The 19,098-nt window shown below is 60.3% G+C and carries 18 protein-coding genes; 10 read left to right on the top strand and 8 right to left on the bottom strand.

Features of this window, described 5'->3' with window-relative positions:
- Positions 1–69 precede the first annotated feature (69 nt).
- From istB to ACVCNR_RS20825, 4 genes are all read right to left on the bottom strand, one after another.
- Positions 70–804, bottom strand: a complete 735-nt coding sequence (gene istB, locus ACVCNR_RS20840; RefSeq protein ID WP_035033516.1) for an IS21-like element helper ATPase IstB — start codon at positions 802–804, stop codon at positions 70–72.
- Positions 737–2,305 (bottom strand): IS21 family transposase, encoded by a 1,569-nt coding sequence (gene istA, locus ACVCNR_RS20835; protein WP_447075681.1) that lies wholly within the window; start codon positions 2,303–2,305, stop codon positions 737–739. The genes istB and istA overlap by 68 nt, the downstream gene beginning before the upstream one ends.
- A gap of 118 nt (positions 2,306–2,423) precedes the next feature.
- Positions 2,424–2,996, bottom strand: coding sequence for an SCO family protein (locus ACVCNR_RS20830; protein ID WP_354198896.1), 573 nt, complete (start codon positions 2,994–2,996; stop codon positions 2,424–2,426).
- A gap of 31 nt (positions 2,997–3,027) precedes the next feature.
- Positions 3,028–3,798, bottom strand: a complete 771-nt coding sequence (locus ACVCNR_RS20825) for an amino acid ABC transporter substrate-binding protein (RefSeq protein WP_447076314.1) — start codon at positions 3,796–3,798, stop codon at positions 3,028–3,030.
- A gap of 388 nt (positions 3,799–4,186) precedes the next feature.
- Here ACVCNR_RS20825 and ACVCNR_RS20820 point away from each other — a divergent pair, with 388 nt between their 5' ends.
- From ACVCNR_RS20820 to ACVCNR_RS20795, 6 genes are all read left to right on the top strand, one after another.
- Positions 4,187–5,287, top strand: a complete 1,101-nt coding sequence (locus ACVCNR_RS20820; RefSeq protein ID WP_447076313.1) for an ABC transporter substrate-binding protein — start codon at positions 4,187–4,189, stop codon at positions 5,285–5,287.
- Positions 5,288–5,469: 182 nt separating this feature from the next.
- On the top strand, positions 5,470–6,312 hold the full coding sequence (locus tag ACVCNR_RS20815) for an ABC transporter permease (RefSeq protein ID WP_447076312.1): 843 nt from the start codon (positions 5,470–5,472) through the stop codon (positions 6,310–6,312).
- A 52-nt stretch (positions 6,313–6,364) separates the two neighbouring features.
- On the top strand, positions 6,365–7,453 hold the full coding sequence (locus ACVCNR_RS20810; protein WP_447076311.1) for an ABC transporter substrate-binding protein: 1,089 nt from the start codon (positions 6,365–6,367) through the stop codon (positions 7,451–7,453).
- A gap of 40 nt (positions 7,454–7,493) precedes the next feature.
- Positions 7,494–8,564 (top strand): ABC transporter substrate-binding protein, encoded by a 1,071-nt coding sequence (locus ACVCNR_RS20805; protein WP_447076310.1) that lies wholly within the window; start codon positions 7,494–7,496, stop codon positions 8,562–8,564.
- A 59-nt stretch (positions 8,565–8,623) separates the two neighbouring features.
- A complete protein-coding gene (locus ACVCNR_RS20800; RefSeq protein ID WP_447076309.1) occupies positions 8,624–9,403 on the top strand; it encodes an ABC transporter ATP-binding protein in 780 nt (259 codons plus the stop codon).
- Positions 9,400–9,918, top strand: coding sequence for a tetratricopeptide repeat protein (locus ACVCNR_RS20795; RefSeq protein WP_447076308.1), 519 nt, complete (start codon positions 9,400–9,402; stop codon positions 9,916–9,918). Before ACVCNR_RS20800 ends, ACVCNR_RS20795 begins: the two co-directional genes overlap by 4 nt.
- A 92-nt stretch (positions 9,919–10,010) precedes the next feature.
- On the opposite strand, the gene ACVCNR_RS20790 is transcribed toward ACVCNR_RS20795, so the two are convergent.
- Positions 10,011–10,724 (bottom strand): transposase, encoded by a 714-nt coding sequence (locus ACVCNR_RS20790; RefSeq protein ID WP_447076307.1) that lies wholly within the window; start codon positions 10,722–10,724, stop codon positions 10,011–10,013.
- Between the two features lie 245 nt (positions 10,725–10,969).
- On the opposite strand from ACVCNR_RS20790, the gene sorA reads away from it, so the two are divergent.
- From sorA to ACVCNR_RS20770, 4 genes are all read left to right on the top strand, one after another.
- Entirely contained in the window at positions 10,970–12,187 is a 1,218-nt protein-coding gene (gene sorA, locus ACVCNR_RS20785) for a SorA family sulfite dehydrogenase catalytic subunit (protein ID WP_447076306.1), read from the top strand.
- Positions 12,188–12,198: 11 nt separating this feature from the next.
- Positions 12,199–12,507 (top strand): SorB family sulfite dehydrogenase c-type cytochrome subunit, encoded by a 309-nt coding sequence (gene sorB, locus ACVCNR_RS20780; RefSeq protein WP_447076305.1) that lies wholly within the window; start codon positions 12,199–12,201, stop codon positions 12,505–12,507.
- Positions 12,508–12,609: 102 nt separating this feature from the next.
- A complete protein-coding gene (locus tag ACVCNR_RS20775) occupies positions 12,610–13,134 on the top strand; it encodes an RNA polymerase sigma factor (RefSeq protein ID WP_447076304.1) in 525 nt (174 codons plus the stop codon).
- A 17-nt stretch (positions 13,135–13,151) separates the two neighbouring features.
- Positions 13,152–13,892, top strand: coding sequence for an anti-sigma factor family protein (locus ACVCNR_RS20770; RefSeq protein ID WP_447076303.1), 741 nt, complete (start codon positions 13,152–13,154; stop codon positions 13,890–13,892).
- 93 nt (positions 13,893–13,985) lie between these two features.
- Here ACVCNR_RS20770 and ACVCNR_RS20765 read toward each other — a convergent pair whose 3' ends face one another.
- From ACVCNR_RS20765 to ACVCNR_RS20755, 3 genes are read right to left on the bottom strand one after another with little or no spacing between them, the layout of a single operon-like run.
- A complete protein-coding gene (locus ACVCNR_RS20765) occupies positions 13,986–15,533 on the bottom strand; it encodes a SpoVR family protein (RefSeq protein WP_447076302.1) in 1,548 nt (515 codons plus the stop codon).
- Complete coding sequence (locus ACVCNR_RS20760; protein ID WP_447076301.1) at positions 15,533–16,852, bottom strand: YeaH/YhbH family protein; 1,320 nt, start codon at positions 16,850–16,852, stop codon at positions 15,533–15,535. Before ACVCNR_RS20760 ends, ACVCNR_RS20765 begins: the two co-directional genes overlap by 1 nt.
- An 18-nt stretch (positions 16,853–16,870) precedes the next feature.
- Positions 16,871–18,820, bottom strand: a complete 1,950-nt coding sequence (locus tag ACVCNR_RS20755; RefSeq protein ID WP_354199399.1) for a PrkA family serine protein kinase — start codon at positions 18,818–18,820, stop codon at positions 16,871–16,873.
- Between the last annotated feature and the right edge of the window lie 278 nt (positions 18,821–19,098).

Below are 19,098 nucleotides of genomic sequence, written 5' to 3'. Positions count from 1 at the left end.
AGCGCCCGATCAGGCGAAGCTGGTCGGGGTTGCACAGCCTGATCGGGTGCGTTTCGTTGGCTTTCGGCTTTAGCTTTGAGAGCGGCTCTTGAAGCGCCAGGATTCGTTTCCGGTCTCGACGATCTCGCAGTGATGGGTCAGGCGATCGAGCAGCGCGGTGGTCATCTTGGCGTCGCCGAAGACAGTGGGCCATTCGCCGAACGCCAGATTGGTGGTGATGATGACGCTGGTGCGCTCGTAGAGTTTCGAGACGAGGTGGAAGAGCAACTGCCCGCCGGCCTGGGCGAAGGGGAGATAGCCGAGTTCATCGAGCACGACGAAGTCGAGCCGGGTAAGATGATCGGCAATGCGGCCTTGCCGACCGGCGCGGGTCTCCGTCTCCAGCCTGTTGACCAGGTCGACGACATTGAAGAAGCGGCCGCGCGCGCCGTTGCGGATGAGCGCCCGGGCAATGGCGATGGCCAGATGGGATTTGCCCGTGCCGGTGCCGCCGACCAGGACGACGTTACGCTGATCGGCGACAAAGGCTCCGCCGGCGAGATCGCGGATCAGGCTCTCGTTGACGGGCGTGCCGGTGAAGTCGAAGTCGTCGATGTCCTTGGCCAACGGCAGCTTGGCGACGGTGAGCTGGTATTTGATGGAGCGTGCCTGCTTCTCGGATATCTCCGCCTGCAGCAGATCGCCGACGATCTTCGGTGGTTCGTGCTGGCGCTTGATGGCGACGCCCATGATCTCGTCATAGGCTGATCGCATCCCGTAAAGCTTCAGCGTGCCCATCAGTTCCAGAACCTCGGTGCGTTCCATGGCTGTTCGTCCTCCTGAGACTGTCATAGCGGGCGCAGTCGGCGATCGGCTCGTGAGCCAGCTTCAGCGCCTGGGGAATGGAAAGGATCGTGCCCGGCGCCGGATCGCGGCGGCGGGCCAGGATGTTGAGGATCACCGCCGCCGACGAGACGCCGTGATCGAGCGCCTCCTGACAGGCCGCCTCGACCGCGTTCAATCCGTCGCTCAGCACACAGGTGAGGATCGACACCATCTGCCGGTCGCCATCGTCGGCCGCCTTGAGCTTGCGACGTATCTTCTCCATGGCTGACGGCAGAACCCAGCCACGGAACGGCGCACCGTTGCGCAGCCCGCCGGGCTTGCGGGCCAGCACCGGCACATAGTGCCAGGGATCGTAGATCACCTCGTTGCGGCCGAAGCAGCGGGCATGTTCGCCGACCACCACGCCGTCCTGGCGGATGACGATGCGATCGGCATAGGCATGGATCTCGACCGGCCGGCCGACGGCGCTCGACAGCACCGAGTATTTGTTGTTGTCGAAGCGCACCGTGCAGGTCTTCGACACGGAGGCCGGAACACAGTGGAAGCCGTCGAAGCGGCCGGCATAGGGAATGAAGCTGGCCCGCTCCTCCTCGAACACCTCCCAGATCGTGCGGTCACCCTGTTCGGGATGCCGGTGCGCCTTGGCGTAGGAGACGCATTTGTCGAGAAGCCAGCCGTTCAAATCCTCCAGCGTCTTGAAGCGCAGTCTCGGCGTGAAGAAACGCTCGCGCACCAGCCCGACCTGGTTCTCGACCTGGCCCTTCTCCCAACCCGACGCCGGCGTGCAGGCTTCAGGTTCGACAAGGTAATGTCCGCACATCTGCGCAAAGCGGCGGTTATAGCGGCGATCCCTGCCGATGAAGATCGCGTCAACCGCCGTCTTCATATTATCATAGATGCCGCGCGTGCACGTTCCACGAAAGAACGCGAACGCCCGGTCGTGTGCATCGAACACCATCTCCTGCGTCTCACGGGGATAGGCCCGAACGAAGAACATGCGGCTGTGGCAAAGCCGCATGTGCGCCACCTTCACGGTGACCGTCACGCCGTCCAGCAGGACGATCTCATGGCTCCAGTCGAACTGGTAGGCCTCGCCTGGCGCGAAGCTCAGCGGAATGTAGGCCTCGGCGGCAGCGCTGCCGCGGTGCTCTTCCCAATCTTGCGCATGCCGCCACACCGAGCTGTAGCTGCCGTCATAGCCGAGGCCTCGGAGTTCCTCGAAGATCCGGATCAGCGTGAGCCGCTCACGCTGCGGCTTCGCCACATTCGCCAACAACAGCCCGTCCAGCTTCTCGCGCCAGGCTCCCATGCGAGGATACGGCTGATGCTTGCGCTCGTAGCGGAACTCGGTCTCGTCCGATCGCAGCACCTTGCGAACCACCTTCCGCGAGATGCCCAGCTCCCGGCAGATCGCCTTGATCGACTTCCCCTGCACCAGCGACAGCCGACGTATCTTTGCAATCGTCTCCACAACCAACATCCAAAACACAAATGCCTCCGATCAAACCGGAGGCATCTTGATGACCCCACGTTAAGGGGTCCCGTTTGGACGAAAATCACCCCTCAAACAGGGTCCTCATTCCACGAAAAATCACACTTCATCGTGAAGCAAGCAGGCGTCTGATCTTGGCCACCTGCGAAGCGTGGTCCTCAAGGTATTCTATTCTGTCGAAAAGTTCGCCGTGGCGGTCCATGAGGTAGATGATGGCGGTATGGTCCATCGTATAATCGCCGTCCTCCAGGGGGATTTTGCGATATGTCGCGCGGAAAAGCCGGGCTGTGGCCGCCGTTTCCTCCGGTGTCCCCCGCAGTCCCACGATGCGCCTGTCGAACACGCCGAGATAGGAGGCAAGATATTCCTGCGTGTCTCGTTCCGGGTCTACCGTAACGAATATCGGCACCAGAGCGTCAGCTTCGGCACCCAGTTCGGCCAGGATGCCGGTCAACTCGAATAGCGTCGTGGGGCAGACTTCGGGGCAATGGGTAAAGCCAAAGAAAACCAGATAGGGTTTGCCCTTCACGTCGGCGTTCGTGAAGCGCACGCCATGCTGGTTCGTCAGGCTGAATGGCCCGCCAATGTCATATTGATCGTTGGCCGGTTGCGTGGCTTCGGCCTGGAGGGCGGGCGAGGCTGCCAGCACGAAGGCTGTAAGGATGGTAGCCCACTTCATGAAAAAACCGTTTCCTTTCAAAGTTGTCGGTTCAGTGACAGTCGGGCGCGTCCTGATCGAGATAGACTTCGAAGGCCACATTGCGCGCCCATTTTTCCTGCAGTTCCACCCATGTTCCGGCTGATCCGATCTGGTCGAGCACCTGCCGGACAGCATCGGACAGAAGCGGATCATCCGTATCGAGCATGGCCGCAAGGCGCACTGGAGGCGTAGGAGGGAGCGTGGCAGAAAACTTCTGCCATCCCTGTTGCTGGAACAGGCGTTCCAGCAGAGTTTCATCATGGATCGCAGCGTCGCAGATGCCGGTTCGCACCTGCACAAGCGATTTGGCGGGGGCATCCTCGATCTTCACTTGCGCTCCCGTTTGCCGGGCGAGGGCCAATGCGACCGTATTTCCACGCGCAACACAGACCGTGCGCCCGGCCAGATCCTGCCAGTTCCTGACGTCTGTATCGGTACGCATGCTTGCCGCTGCTCCGGAACTGAAACCCGTATCCACAACTATGAAATCGCGGGGCAGGCGAATCTCGTCCGGCACCCTGCCCACAATCACATCGACCTCATGGCGCTTGAGCGAAGGGGACCAGTCGACCTCCGAAAGCTGGACGAACTCCGGTTTCCTGCCCAGGCGCTCCGCGATCTTTCGCGCGATGAGCACATCGAAGCTCTCGGGCGTGTAGACGCGATACTCGGCAGGACCAGGCTCAGGCGGCACATAGCTGACGCCGATACGCAGCGGATCAGATGACGAACGGGCGCCGGCGCCGCCAGGCAGGGTGGTCAGGGTGGCAATGATCATCATAATCCGAATGCTCCAGCGCCATGTTCCCGAATGCATATGCATCCATCCCTGCTGTCCGGACATGGGGTTCAACGTCTTCATGCGGTTTGTGTAGCGTACAAACTCACGGCACGCCAAAATATAAACTTTATCCTGAATATGGATTTTCTTTAGTTACCCGTATTAGTTTTTAAATCCGATATGTATAATTATCATATTTGATATATTATTCGTTATATTTTGGGGTCAATAGGAAATATATTTATGAGAAAAATTCTCATTGGGATAATTTTGCTTTTGTTTCCCTGCATATGGCCTGTCGTTGACAGGAAGTGACCCTCAAATACCATTGCGATATTGTAGTTTCAAATTGGCGCTTTTCGTGAAAGCGACCTGATCCCGGAGAGACATGATGCGTATCCGATCGAAATTCCTGGCGCTCGCAAGCATTGCGGCCATTTCCGCTGCCGCTCTTCTGGCGCAGGGGCCGGCAACCGGCCTGGCGTTGGCCGATCAGGCCGAGACCAGGGAGCCGCTCACCTTCATCAACCTGCCTCAGGCGGCGTGGACTGTCGTGGGCCACAAGAAGGGGTTCATTCAGGAAGAGTTCGCCAAGATCGGCATCACCGATATCAATCTCATCAATCCTGGAACCGCCGAGTTGTCGGGCGCCGAGGCCGCGCTTCTGGACCGGGGCGGGCTCGCCATCGCGCAACGCATGATGTATCCAGCGACCGTTCACAAGGCCAATGGCATCGATGCGGTAATCGTCTGGCAGTCATCGCCCTCAGACAAATATCGCACGCCACTCCTCGCCAAGGCGGAATCCAGCATCAACAGCCCGACCGATCTGGAAGGCAAGAAGTTTGGTGGCAGTCGCGTTGGCTGTGGCTGGACCTCTCCGACGGAGATTCTGAACGAGGCAGGCGTCCCGCTCGATACCCGCATCCGCAAGGGCGCGGTGCGCCAGGAGACGATCACCAATTCGGCGGCCACATCGGCGGCATTGCTGAGCGGGGCCATCGATGCCACCGCAACGCATATCGCACTTCCTGCCTCAGCCGCACTGTGGCTGTCCGGCGAGGTCAAGGTAGTTGGCCGCAGCCCCGATGACGGCATCTATGTGAACGCCGCCGGCAGGGTTTCCTATTTCGCCATGCGTCCCTTCGCCGAAGCCTATCCGGAAGCCATCAGGGCGTTCCTCGTCGCGCATGAAAGGACCAAGGCATGGATTCAGGACAATGTCGACGAATCCGCTGAAATCATTGCCGAGGAGTTGCGCCTGCCCGTCCAGATTGCAAAGTTCCAGATCACCGATGCGTCTTCCTTCGAATTCATGGACGGTGAGCAGTCCGCCGAAAACGCAAGGCAAGCGATCCGCGACTTCCAGAAATACTACATCGAAGCCGGCGACGAGATCCTTGCCGAGCGCTACCTGAAAGATGAGGCGATCGAGCAGTTCGTCGACGCCCGCTTCTTCAAAGGCGGGGAATACTCCGTCTACAACTGATAGTTCGCTTCCCTTCCAGGGATAACGGACTGCCCGCACAAATAACCCTGCCGGAAGCGCAACCCGGCTGGCGGCAGGGTTATTGAACCGCAAGAAAAGTAGCGCCGAAATGGCCGGTTCACGGGCCTGCTACCGCCGCCGGCAACCGGTCGCCCTCTTCCCCGAACAGACTGGAGTACAGAATGAGCATCACCACGGTGAATGTGCAGCCGCCGGCCGTTGCCGGAAAAGATCGGCTGCGCGGCGGCAAGGAGGGCCGGCGGCTAAAGTCGCGCGATCTCGTTATCGGGCTGGTCCTGCCGCTTCTGATCCTGCTCCTGTGGCAACTGGCATCGCAGAACGAGTGGATTTCACCCGTCTTCCTGCCCCTGCCTTCGACGACCCTGCTGTCGTTCTTCGACATGGTTGGTCGGCAGAGCTTCCATGTCGATTTCCTCGCTTCGATCAACATCGTCACCCAGGCTTTCGTTTATGGGACCGTTTTGGGCATCGGGCTGGGAATTGCAGCGGGTTTATCGCAGACGGTCGAGCGCATTTTCGGGCCAACACTTGATGGTATCAGGCATATTCCGGGCATCGCCTGGTTGCCGCTTATCGTTTTATGGGTTGGCATCGGGCCGGCCGCCAAGATCGTCGTCATTACCAAGACGGTGTTTTTTCCGGTGTTCCTCAACACGCTTCAGGGCATTCGCAGCGTGGAGAAGAACTACATCGAGCTCGCCAATGTGCTGACGCTGACGCGTTGGCAACTGGTGCGCAAGGTGATCATCCCCGGCGCGATGCCGAGCATCCTCGTTGGTGTGCGCTACGGAGCCAGCCTCGCCTGGGCGCTTGTGGTGGTGGCCGAAGGGCTGAGCGGCATGGAAGGCGTCGGCTATCTGATTTTCAGGGCGCAATCGCTGCTCATGACCGACCAGCTTCTGGTCTGCATGGTCGTCATTGGCGTCGTCGGCTTCTTTATCGACCGTTCCATGGCGCTGCTACAGCGGTATCTGCTGCGCTGGAAGCAGGGTTTCGACGGCTGACCTTTGCCAGGCCTTTCACCGCTTCCCAACATTCACCTCAAGGAGAACCCACATGACGACTGCATTCAATCCCTCACCCGAAGACATCGCGGCGAGCACGACGCGCGAGTTGCTTTACACGATCTGCCCGGTTCTGGTGGCGTCCAACGTGGCGCTCGAACTTGGCTGGATTGACGACGAATTGGCGAAAGTGGGCGCTTCGGCCACCTATCTGCGTTCCGTGGCGGGCGAGGCGGCCTGGCAGGCACACTACAGCCATGCCTCGGAACGGTTGCTGCGTGACGGCGGCAACAGTCCCGCGATCTGGGCACAGGCCGATCTGCGGCCCACTGTGCTGGTAGGTTTGACGCAGGCTCAGCCAGCCGGTCGCATCATCGTGCGGGCGCAGGACGACATCTATCGCCTAGGCGACCTGAAAAGCCGCCGCATCGCCATCTATCGCAGCCTGCAATCGGGGAAGATCGACTTCAGGCGCGCAACCACGGAGCATGGCATCCTGACGGCCCTCGCGGTTCAAGGATTGAAGCGCGAGGACGTCGAGTGGGTGGATATCGAGGATCGCGACAATCACGAGGAGACGCCCTCCCGTACGCCTGCCGGTATCTGGGCACAGCGGCATGGCGACGCCGAAGCGATCATCGCCGGCGCCCACAGCCGCGAAGCGCGCGCGCTTCTCGAGGGGCGGGTTGACGCCATCTATGATTCCTCGATAGGAACCGCGCGGCTGCTTGAGGCGAGCGGGCTCTTCAAGCTCATTGAGGATCTGGACCATCATCCAGACTGGACGCTGAGGATCGCCAATGCGCCCCGCACCATTACGGTCAGCCGGGAATTCGCCGAAGCCAACCGCGATGTTGTCGTGGCCTGGTTGCGTGCCTCGATCCGGGCTGGCCACTGGATCAATGCGAACCCGGATGCGGCCTCCGAGATTTTTCTACGTACAACGATCTATCCTCACGCTGGCGACATAGCTGCAGCCCTGCGCGGCTACGATCTGGTGCCAAACCTGTCGGCCCAGAATCTCTCCGGCCTGACCATACAGAAGAATTTTCTTCTTTCGCAGGGCTATATCCGCGGCGATTTCGACGTCGCCTGCTGGGCCGACGCGTCCTATCTCGAAGAGGCACTGGCCTCGTTCTGAGCAGTTTCACCTCCAGGAAAATGAAAGAAGGAGTTATCCGATGACCGAGGTTCTGGAACGCAATTCATCGAAATCCGCCGTGTCCGTAGGGGCGAGGGAAGCCTACTATACGATCTGCCCTGTCTTTGCGGCATCCAATGTAGCGCAGGAGCTTGGCTGGATAGAGGAAGAGCTGGGCAAAGTCGGCGCGAAGCTGTCCTATCTGCGGGCCCTGCCGCCCGAACAGGGATATCTTCCCCATTTCAGCCACCAGTTCGAGCATCTTTTCCGCGATGGAGGGAATATCCCTTCCATCTGGGCGAAGGCCGACGTGACAGATACGACATTGCTGGCACTCACGGCCGAGCATCACGGCGGCCAGATATTGGTACGTAGCGATTCCGACATCCATAGGGTTGCCGATCTGAAGGGGCGCAAGTTCGGCCTCTACAAGAGCCAGAACCAAAACAAGGTGGACTGGTGGCGCGCAACCAGCGAGCGCGGTATTCTGGTGGCACTCAGACTTGCCGGCCTGGACCGCACCTTAGTTGAAATCGTCGATGCGCCACACGAAGATCGCGGCTTCGGCAACGCCAGCAAGCCGTCGCAACTGTGGGCGACACGTAGCCGGGATGATCTCGTCTACACGGCTGAAGTGAAGCTGCTGGAGGCCGGAACGGTCGATGCCGTCTATACCAGTCATGGCCGAGGTCAGGCGCTGGAGCGTACCGGCCGGTTTAAAGTGATCGAGGACTTCTCTCGCTATCCGGACTGGACGTTGCAGGTGGCCAACAGCCCTTATGCTCTGACGGTGAGCACCGATTTCGCGCGCAAGAACAGGGATATCGTGGTCGCCTTCCTGCGGGCTGTGGTGCATGCAGCGCACTGGATCAACGCCAACCGCGATGCAGCGGCATCGATACTGCAGCGGGTTACCTATCATCAGAGTCCAGCGGATGTTGCAGCTGCAATCACAGCCACCGACTTCCTGCCGTCGCTGTCCGAGCAGAATCTTGCCGGCCTCGACATTCAAAAGAAGTTCCTGGTCGAACATGGTTACGTGAAGCGCAACTTCGACAGCCGCAAATGGGCGGATGCGAGCTATCTGGAAGAAGCGCTGCGTTCGCTCTGACCCACCAGCGCAACAATGGCCTCCCGCGATGCGGGAGGCTGCAACGACAGGAATATGCCATGAGCAAACGCGGTACGCTGGACATCAGGAATGTCAGCAAGTCCTACGAGGTGGACAAGGCGGAACTGAAGGTTCTCGATCATATAAACCTCAGGGCCGACCCGGGAGAATTCATTTCCATCGTGGGTCCAAGCGGTTGCGGGAAGTCCACGCTGCTGCGTCTCGCGGTCGGGCTGGACAAGGATTACAATGGCGAGATCCTGCTCGACGGCGAGCCGATCAGTGGCACCAGCCTGAAACGGGGCATCGTCTTCCAGGATCATCGCCTGCTGCCGTGGCTGACTCTGGAAGAAAATATCGGACTCGCTCTGGAAAATTCCGGTTGGCCGGCCCAGAAGCGCGCGCAGGCGGTGGCCGATCATATCGCGCTTGTCGGCCTCAAGGGATTCGAGACCGTCTATCCGCACCAGCTTTCAGGTGGCATGTCGCAACGTGCAGCAATCGCCCGGGGGCTGGTTTCCAAACCTGAAATCCTGCTGCTCGACGAGCCGCTGGGCGCGCTCGACGCACTGACCCGCCTGCGATTGCAGGAGGAATTGCTGCGCATCTGGAAAACCGAGAAGGTCACCATGCTTCTGGTCACCCACGATGTGGAGGAAGCGATCTATCTTTCGGACCGTATCATCGTCATGCATTCGCGTCCCGGGCGCATCGCAAGCGACATCAAGGTCGATCTGCCATGGCCTCGCGACCGGGCCAGCCACCAGTTCGCAGATGTGCGGCGCGAGATCCTGCGCAGCATGGATGCTCATGCCCCGAAGGAGGCCGAGGCCGCGTGACAAAGCCTTTCACTGTTCGCGTCTCTGCCAGATGGCGCGCCGTCGCCGCGGCACTCATCTTGCTGGCTTTGCCGGGTACGGCGCGTGGTGCAGACACGCCCACATCGACCGATCTGCCCGACCTGACCGGGGTAAGATCAAAGATCTATGCCGAGCGTTACAGTGAGGCGGTTGAGGAGCTTACGGCGCTCACCACCACTGTTCAGCATGCCGATCTCTACAATCTGCTTGCTTTCAGCCTGCGCAATCTGGAGCGCTACGACGAGGCCGCGAAATGGTATCGCGAAGCGCTCTATTATGACCCCGATCACAAAGGCGCTCTGGAATATCAGGGGGAGCTTTTCCTTAAGCTCGGCCAGACGGAACGTGCCAAGGTCAATGCGCAGAAGCTGAATTTTCTCTGTCCGGACGGGTGTGATGAACTGAATGCTCTCAATCTGGCTATCGCCGAGGCGGAAGGAACACTCGGCGAATTGCCGTCTGGAGACTCGCCTCGGTCGGCCTTATCCAGATAGTCGTGCCCGTCAAAGTGCTGAGACCGGCAGCGCAGCATTGCGCCTACCGAAATGCGGCAAGCGCCCTCGCTTTTAAATTAGCGAATCTGAAACTAGGCCAATCCGAGCTTCTTCTTGAGTTCGGCGTTTTCCTTGCGAAGATGCTCGGCCAACTGCTTCTTCAAGCGCTCGTTTTCTTTTTCAAGAGCCAGGAGGTCCTGCAAGTCGGTGCCTGTCGATGCCGTGGATGTGGATGTCGCAGTCCTCTTCCATTGATAGTAGGTCTGCTCCGAGATGCCGGTCTGCTTTACAGCGTTCCTGACACTTTCGCCGCGACCGATCGATCGGTCGATCTGCGCCAGCTTCTGCGTGCGTTCCTTTTCGGAGTAGGTCTTGCGCTTGCCCTTCACCGCGGCAGTCGGAGCCTCGGCCGCTTTGGCAGCCTGTTTCGCGCTGTTCTTGCGAGCCGGCTTTTCAGAGGCCGCCGCCTTCGGCTTGTCGGCCTTGGCCCTTTTCTGGCGGAGTGCTTTCTGTTGCGGTTCAGGTGCCTCCACCTTGGGAGGTTCTCCGGTGACGACAGGTGCTGCTTCAACGTCCTGAGGGGCTGCCATTACGTGCTCCATCCTCGTGTGTTGCTCTTCACGAGCATCGTTGGTCATCCGAGCGGTGTCAACATGCGGCAAGTCTTGCTGTTGCGGCGGCGCGACTTGAGTTGTCCTGTCACCGAAAGCGGCAAGATCGACATCGCTCCACAGGGAGCGTGGCGTTCCCCGATGGCCGCGTTTGCGTTTGACTTCGACAATGAACGATGGGGCCTTGCGCCGCATGTCTGCTGCTCGCGATAGCTGAAGATGACCGGATTTTCCCCGGCGCCTTACCGCACTTGGATGCCAATAGCTAGTCCAAACGCAATAATTCCGTCCAGCTGACAGGTTGATCTGTCTCTCCGGCATGATTGTACGAAATCGATTGCCCCAAAGGCAGTGCCTGGTTGGAAGAATCTTTTGCAGGCGATGGAATAATTCCAAGGTGGTGCTCGTCTCCTCTGTCTCAACAACATCGGAGAGGACGAATGATCAGCAGGCGCCAGATACTCAAAACCGCAGGCTCGGCCGCTCTTGGAGCGGCCGGTGGCATGGCTTTCTCTGGAATGGCCGCCCGGGCCGCCGAGACGGCGGTGCTTTCCTTCGCCAATGGCGAGAGGCCATTGGTGCAATATCCGGGCAAGCGCCCGCTGATTTGCCAGACCGCACGCCCGCCGCAGCTCGAAACCCCGTTCAGCGTCTTCAACGAAGGCATCATCACGCCCAACGACGCGTTTTTCGTGCGCTATCATCTGGCCAACATTCCGCTCGACATCGATCCCGCCGCCTATCGTATCGAAGTCAAGGGCGCGGTCGAGAAGGTGCTGTCGCTTTCCCTCGACGAGCTGAAGGCAATGCACGATCCAGTCGAGATCGTCGCGGTCCACCAATGTTCGGGCAACAGCCGCGGCTTCTTCGAACCGCGCATGGGCGGCGGCCAGTCGGGCAACGGCGCCATGGGCAACGCGCGCTGGAAAGGCGTGCCGCTGAAGGCCGTGCTTGATAAGGCAGGTGTGAAGTCGGGCGCCACGCATGTGTCGTTCAACGGGCTGGACGAGCCGGCGCTGCCGGAGACGCCCGATTTCGTCAAGGCACTCGAAATCGACCACGCCCGCGACGGTGAAGTGATGATTGCCTTCGCCATGAACGGCGAGGACCTGCCCTGGCTTAATGGCTTTCCGGTGCGGGTGGTCGTGCCGGGCTGGTACGGAACTTACTGGGTCAAGCATCTCACCGAAATTACCGTCTTGGACAAGCCGCTCGACAGTTTCTGGATGAAGACCGCCTACCGTATCCCCGACAACGATTGTAGCTGTACCGAACCCGGAAAGCCGGCTGACACGACGGTTCCCATCAACCGGTTCAAGGTCCGCTCCTTCATCACCAGTGTGACGGATGGCGGCAAGGTCGATGCGGACGTGCCGCTCAAGCTTCGCGGCATCGCCTTCGATGGCGGTTCCGGCATCAAGGAGGTATCGGTTTCGAGCGACGGCGGCAAGACATGGCAGACAACCACCCTGAGCGAGGATCTCGGCAAATATTCGTTCCGCGAATGGACCGCCACCGTCAACATCGCCAAGGGCGAGCACGAATTGAAAGTGCGCGCCACCGCCAATGACGGCACGACGCAGCCGGAGGAGCAGCCCTGGAACCCCTCGGGCTACATGCGCAACGTCATCGAGACCACCAAGGTCGTCGCGGCCTGAGGAGCGTGATCATGAAGCCTGTTTCCGCAAAGATCCTGCTTGTCACTGCCGCCATGCTGGGTGGTGGGTATGCGCTGGCCGACACGCTTTCCTACGAGTTGCCGGACGAGACGGCCGAATTCAAGCCGGGTCCGGGTGTCGAACTGGCGCAGGCGAACTGTGTCGCCTGTCATTCCGCCGACTACATCAACACCCAGCCGCCTAAGAAGGGGCATGACTTCTGGGAGGCCGAGGTCAAGAAAATGAAGAACACTTATGGGGCACCCATTGACGACGCCGACATGAAGGGTATCGCCGACTATTTGTCTGCCACCTACTGAGAAAGGACAGCACAACATCGAACGTCGTAGCCCAGCTGGCCAGGACCATCGTTTCCTTTTCTCCAGGAGCGGCGGTCCAGGCGGAAAGCCAGGAGAAGGACGATGCTGACGCGCACGCGCTTCGAGACGCGGTTTGCGCGCTATCAGCAACGTCTCTATGGTTTCGCGGTCGCCATGACAGGCGATCGCGATCGCGCGCGCGATCTGTTGCACGATTGTGTGCTTCGTGCTGCTTCAGCGCGTGAGCGCCCGGTGAACGAACCGGCCTTTCGCGCATGGCTGTTTACGATCATGCGCAACTTGTGGATCGACCAGCACCGGGCGGCGGAGAGACAGTCGCGAATGCTGGAGACATTGTCCGACGCCATGCCCGTTTCCCTTGACAGCATGGCCGTCGAAAGTTTCGCGGTGCGGCAGGCTTTCGAGCTTCTGTCACACGATCATCGGGAGGTGCTGGCACTGGTCGATATTTCCGGGTTCAGTTACCAGGAAACTGCCGATCTCCTGGGCGTGCCGCGCGGCACGGTGATGAGCCGCACCAGCCGTGCCCGGCAAGCGCTGGCGGGGCTTCTGGCGGATGACAGCCCCAAGGTTGTCCCGCTTTCACGGAAAACAGGACAGGTATGACCGATACGGACCTCGAAATGCTGAACGCCTATGTCGATGGCGAACTTTCGCCCGACGCATGCGCGCTTCTGGAAGCACGCATCGTTTCCGATGCGGGGCTGGCGCAGCAGGTCGAGACGCTGCGACACATGAAGCGACAGGTTGCCGCCATAGGTTCCGAATTCGTCGTGGTGCAATCTCCGCCCGGCAGTATTCGGCCACGTGCGAGCGCCGTTGCCGCAGCGGCGGCCGTTCTCTGCTTGGTATTCCTGGGTGGATGGCTGGGCGCCCTCATGTTCGATGGCCGGGCGAAATCGCCTTCGGGCGATGCCATCGTCCAGGCACTGGCGTTGCATGACGACTGGTCGGCCAAGGTCCTCGATGTGGCCGCTCCGGCCATCGATATCCGGAGCTTCGAGGCGCCGGAGCTTGGCGCTGCGGGCCTTTCTCTGGTTTCGCTTCGTTCCGATGCCATGCTGGGCGGTCAACCGGTCGTGCAGGCAGGCTATGCGGGCCAGCATGGATGCAGGCTGAGCCTGTTTCGCATGGCGAGTTCGAACGCCGGCCAACCTCTCCGTGTCGTCAACGACGGCGACGTCCGATCAGCCACATGGGCGGACAATTCATTTCGCTACGCGATGGTTGCACGCAAGCTCGATGAGGCCCGGTTTGCGGCCTTGGCCGATGCTCTGCGCACTATGACGTTGCGCGTGGAATCGCCGTCCTCGCGGCAGGTGGTGGCAGAACTGGAGGGCGCCCATCAACCGTGCAATGGATGAGGGTAATGGAAACCGACCGAGCAGGGAAGGGCGCAAACATGAGTCAACGTGGCCTCTCGCAAGGCTGCGACCCGAGAGAAACGCGCATTCGCCTCAGCCGCCGGCCTGGGTAACCGATCGTTCGTAAAGGGTGGCGCCGGTTTGCGCGTCCACGCCCTCAAGGCTGACATCGTAGCCCCAGAGCCTGCGGACATGACGCAGTGTCGCGTCGCAGCCGGTTTCCTCCAGCAGGATGCCATCCTTGACCTTGTGCTGAAGGCGGAGGTGGCGGTCGCCAAGCAGGTCCACATCCGCGACCTGGATGTCCGGCCGGTTCGCGCCGATGTCGTAACGATCGGCCAGCGCTGACCGGATCTTCCTGTAGCCGCGCTCGTCATGGATCGACGCCACTTTATAGTGCGATTCGCCGGCGGCATCCTCCAGAAGGAAGAAGCGCCATTTGCGGATCAGGGCCGGGCTCAGATACTGGCGGATGAAGGACTCGTCGCGATGGTTGGCCCATGCATCGAGCAGGGTTTCGCGCCAGTTGCCGCTCCCTGCAATATCGGGGAACCAGTCGCGGTCCTCGGCCGTGGGTTCCGTCGCGATGCGCTGGATGTCCTGCATCAGGTCGAGACCCAGCGCATAGGGATTGATGCCGGAAAAGCGCGGGTCGTCGAAGGCCGGCTGGAAGATGACGTTCGAATGGTTCTTCAGGATTTCCAGCATGGCGCCTTCGTCGATCATGCCGCGATCGAACAGCGTGTTCATCAAGGTGTGATGCACAAAGGTGGCGCATCCCTCGTTCATGACCTGCGTCTGGCGCTGCGGATAGAAATACTGGGCGACGATCCGCACGATCCTGAGAATTTCGCGCTGCCAGGGTTCGAGCGCGGGACTGTTCTTCTCAAGGAAGTAGAGCAGGTTTTCCTCCGGAAGATTGAGCGCGCTCTTCCGCTCGGCCGCGCTGTCGTCCACCCTGCCACCCTTGGCGTCCACCGACGGCGGCAGGGTACGCCACAGGTCGTTGTAGGAGCGTTCCTGATATTCGAAGCGCTCGCGCGCGCCCTGGTCCTGCCTTTCAGAGGACAGCTTCGGCGGGCGCCGATAGCGGAACACCCCTTGTTCCATCAGGGCATGGGCTGCATCGAGAATGGCTTCCACCTGGGCAAGGCCATGGCGTTCCTCGCAACTGGCGATAAAGTTCTTCGCGAAATCCAGATAGCCCAGTATCGAGGCCGCGTCGGTCCATTGCCGGAACAGGTAGTTGTTCTTGAAGAAATGGTTATGGCCAAGCGCGGCATGAGCGGTCACCAGGGCCTGCAGGGCCATGGTGTTTTCCTCCATCAGGTAAACGATGCAGGGATTGGAGTTGATGACCAGTTCGTAGGCGAGCCCGCGCCCGGCCTTGCGATAAAGCAATTCCTGATAGAGGAAGTGCTTGCCGAACGACCAGTGGCGATACATCAGCGGCATGCCGACGGAGGAATAGGCGTCGAGCATCTGCTCCGACGAGATGATCTCCATCTGGACAGGGTAGACGTCCAGGTGAAGGTCTTCGATCGCGACTGCCTCGATTGCGTCGTAGCACTGTGACAATGTCCGAAAATCCCAGTCCGAGCCTGAAAACAGCAAGCCGGATCTGGCGCCAGCCTTGGCCATCAGCGTTTTCCCGCCGGCCGTTCCGGGGTGCCCGGCTGCCTGGTGAAAAGCTGGCGAAACACCGGATAGATGTCCGCCGCGGTGGCGATGCGGGTCATCTGGAAATTCGGCCATCGGTCACTGACCGTATCGTAGGCGTGCCAAAGGGAGGTTCCGTTTTCGGTCGAGCCGAAGATGTGGCTTTCGCGTTCGTCAATGATCTCGACATAGGCGAAATACTGACAAAGGCGCATGATCTCGCCGTCCAGCAGGGATATGCAGCGCTCGGAATCGGTGGCGAAATTGTCGCCGTCCGATGCCTGGGCCGCGTAGATGTTCCATTCGCGGCTGGGGTAGCGCTCCTCGATGATGCGGCGCATTTCCTCGAGCGCCGTGGAGACGACCGTGCCACCGCTTTGCGTGCTGTAGAAGAAGGTTTCCTCGTCCACTTCCTGTGCTTCGTGGGTATGGCGGATGAAGACGATCTCGGTGGCGTCGTAGCGCCGCTTCAGGAACAGGTGCAACAGCACGAAGAAACGTTTGGCCAGATCCTTCTCACGCTCGCCCATCGAGCCTGACACGTCCATGAGGCAGAACATGACGGCGTTGGCGTTCGGCACCGGCTGGGCGTCGAAGCGGTTGAAGCGGATGTCGACGGGATCGACATAGGCGATGAGCTTGCGCCGGCGCTCCAGCCTCTCGAGTTCCTCGCGCAGCAGCGTAATCTGCTGGCGCGCCGCGGCGTCCGGCCTGCCTGCTTCAAGCGCCGCGATCTCCCGGGCGATGGCATCGAGTTCCTCCTGCTTTGGGCGCTTGAGGGCGATACGGCGGCCCTGGCTGTTGCGCATGGTGCGGCCGACGCTGATGTTGGTCGGCGCGCCGGCCGCCGTGAAGCCGGCCCGGCGCGGCTTGAAGGCAAGGATCTCCTTGAGGTTGACCTTGACCAGATCGGGCAGTTCCAGATCCTCGAAGAAGAGATCCAGCACTTCCTTGCGCGACAGCACGAAGCGAAAGTCGTCCTCCGACTCCTTCAATCCCGGACTGGAAGCGCCGGCGCCCTGGCCGGGCTTGGGCAACCGGTCGCCGGGCACGAACTGCTTGTTGCCCGGCAGGACATGACGGCGCTGGCCGCTGTCCCCGGCATGGCTGAAGCTTGGCTCGCTCGTGCCTGTGGCCGGCATGGAAACGACATGGTCGGCATCGACATCGGCAATCCTGCCGGCACGTATCTGGTCCCGGATGCTTCGCTTGAGTTCGTTGCGCACACGACGGAGAAAGCGCTGGCGGTTGCCGAGGCTCTTGTCCTTCGGGTTCAGGCGGCGGTCGATGAAGATTGGCATGACGAGCCCCCGCTGGCCTCAGCCGGCCTTGTTGACCCGCATGTACCAATCCACAAGCCGGCGAACCTGCCGCTCGGTGTAGCCGCGCTCGACCATGCGCTGGACGAATTCCGTATGCCGCTTCTCGGTCACGCTGTCCTGCTTGGAGCCGAAGCTGATCACCGGAAGCAGGTCCTCGACCTGGCCGAACATCCGTTTCTCGATCACCTCGCGCAGCTTTTCGTAGCTGGTCCATGCCGGGTTGCGGCCGTTGTTCCTGGCTCGCGCCCGCAGCGTGAATTTCACCACCTCGTTGCGGAAGTCCTTCGGGTTGGCGATCCCGGCCGGCTTCTCGACCTGCGACAACTCGTTGTCGAGAACGTCCCTGTTGAGGATCTGGCCGGTATCGGGGTCCTTGTAGTCCTGATCCTCGATCCAGGCGTCGGCATAGGCGATATAGCGGTCGAACAGGTTCTGGCCGTATTCGCTGTAGGATTCCAGATAGGCTTTCTGGATTTCGTGGCCGATGAACTCGGCATAGCGCGTCGCGAGTTCCGACTTGATGAAGTCGAGATAGGCGGCTTCCGCTTCCTTCGGAAACTGTTCGCGCTTGATCGCCTGTTCGAGGATATACATCAGATGGACCGGATCGGCCGCCACCTCCTTGGTGTCGTAGTTGAACGTCTGCGACAGGATCTTGAAGGCGAAGCGTGTGCTGACGCCGGTCATGCCCTCATCGACGCCGGCGGCATCGCGGTATTCCTGGACCGATTTTGCCTTGGGATCGATTTCCTTAAGATTTTCACCGTCGTAGACGCGCATCTTCGTGTAGAGCGGCGAGTTGTCGTGCTCTGCCAGCCGGGTCGAAACCGTGAACCTGCTGAGAATGTCGAGCACCTCCGGCGCGCAGGGGCTACCGGCCAGTTCGCTCTCGCGCAACAGCTTTTCATAGATCTGCCGCTCTTCTGTGATGCGCAGGCAATAAGGCACCTTGACCACCAGGATGCGGTCGAGGAATGCCTCGTTGTTCCTGTTGTTCTTGAACTGGAGCCATTCCGATTCATTTGAGTGGGCCACCACGATGCCCTGATACGGAAACGCGCCGAAATTCTCGGTGCCGTTGTAGCTGCCTTCCTGCGTCGCGGTCAGCAGGGGATGCAGAACCTTGATCGGGGCCTTGAACATCTCGACGAATTCGAGCAGCCCCTGCGTGGTGCGGTTCAGGCCGCCGCTGTAGGAATAGGCGTCCGGATCGGACTGGCTGAAATTCTCGAGCTGCCTTATGTCGACCTTGCCGACCAGCGCCGAAACGTCCTGGTTGTTTTCGTCGCCGGGCTCGGTCTTGGCGATGGCGATCTGGCGAAGCCGCGACGGCATCAGCTTGACCACGCTGAACTTGGAGATATCGCCGGACAGTTCGTCCAGGCGCTTGGCCGCCCATGGCGAAATCAGGCCGTTCAGCCGCCGCCGCGCGATCCCGTATTTGTCCTCCAGGAGATCGGCCATGCGCTCGGGATGGAACAGACCGAGCGGCGATTCGAAGATGGGGCTGACCGCATTGCCGACCTTCAACGTGTAGATCGGCCGCTCCTCCATGAGCTTCTTCAGCCGCTCCGCCAGCGATGACTTGCCGCCGCCGACCGGGCCGAGCAGGTAGAGGATCTGCTTGCGTTCCTCCAGCCCCTGCGAGGCGTAGCGGAAATAGCCGGCGATGCGTTCGATGGTGTCTTCCATGCCGTAGAAATCGGCGAAGGAGGGATAGAGCTTGATCGTCCTGTTCGAGAAAATCCGGCCCAGCCGCTCATCCTTGCTGGTGTCGACCAATGTCGGTTCGCCGATCGCCTCGACCATTCGCTCCGGTGCGGAGGCATACAGGGATTTGTCTTCACGGCAGGCCAGAAGGTATTGCTGGAGGCTCATCTCCTCTTGGGCCGCATTGGCATAGATCTCCGAGAAAAGTTCGAAGACGTCGGTATTTTTCTGGGTCATGGCTGCCTCACATCAAGCCGGTCCGGAAGCCGGCCTCCCATCCTATCAACTACAGGATACCCCCAGTGGTTCCCTTCACAAAACGGAGATCGCGTCAGGTGACGGTGGAATGACGTTCAGTTGATCATGGATCGGCCAATTGACATCAGTCTGTGAACATCGCACATGGTGTCGGAAGGTTCGCGAGCAGCATGATGTGTGCTGCGTTCGACTTTCGGATCCCGCATGGGGCGGCCTTACATCACAACAAAATGTATGGATACACCTATCGGGGTCCG

The organism is Aquamicrobium terrae (genome assembly GCF_052978165.1).
The sequence above is the reverse complement of the archived record's forward strand: the minus strand, read 5'-3'. Positions and strand labels throughout refer to the sequence as shown.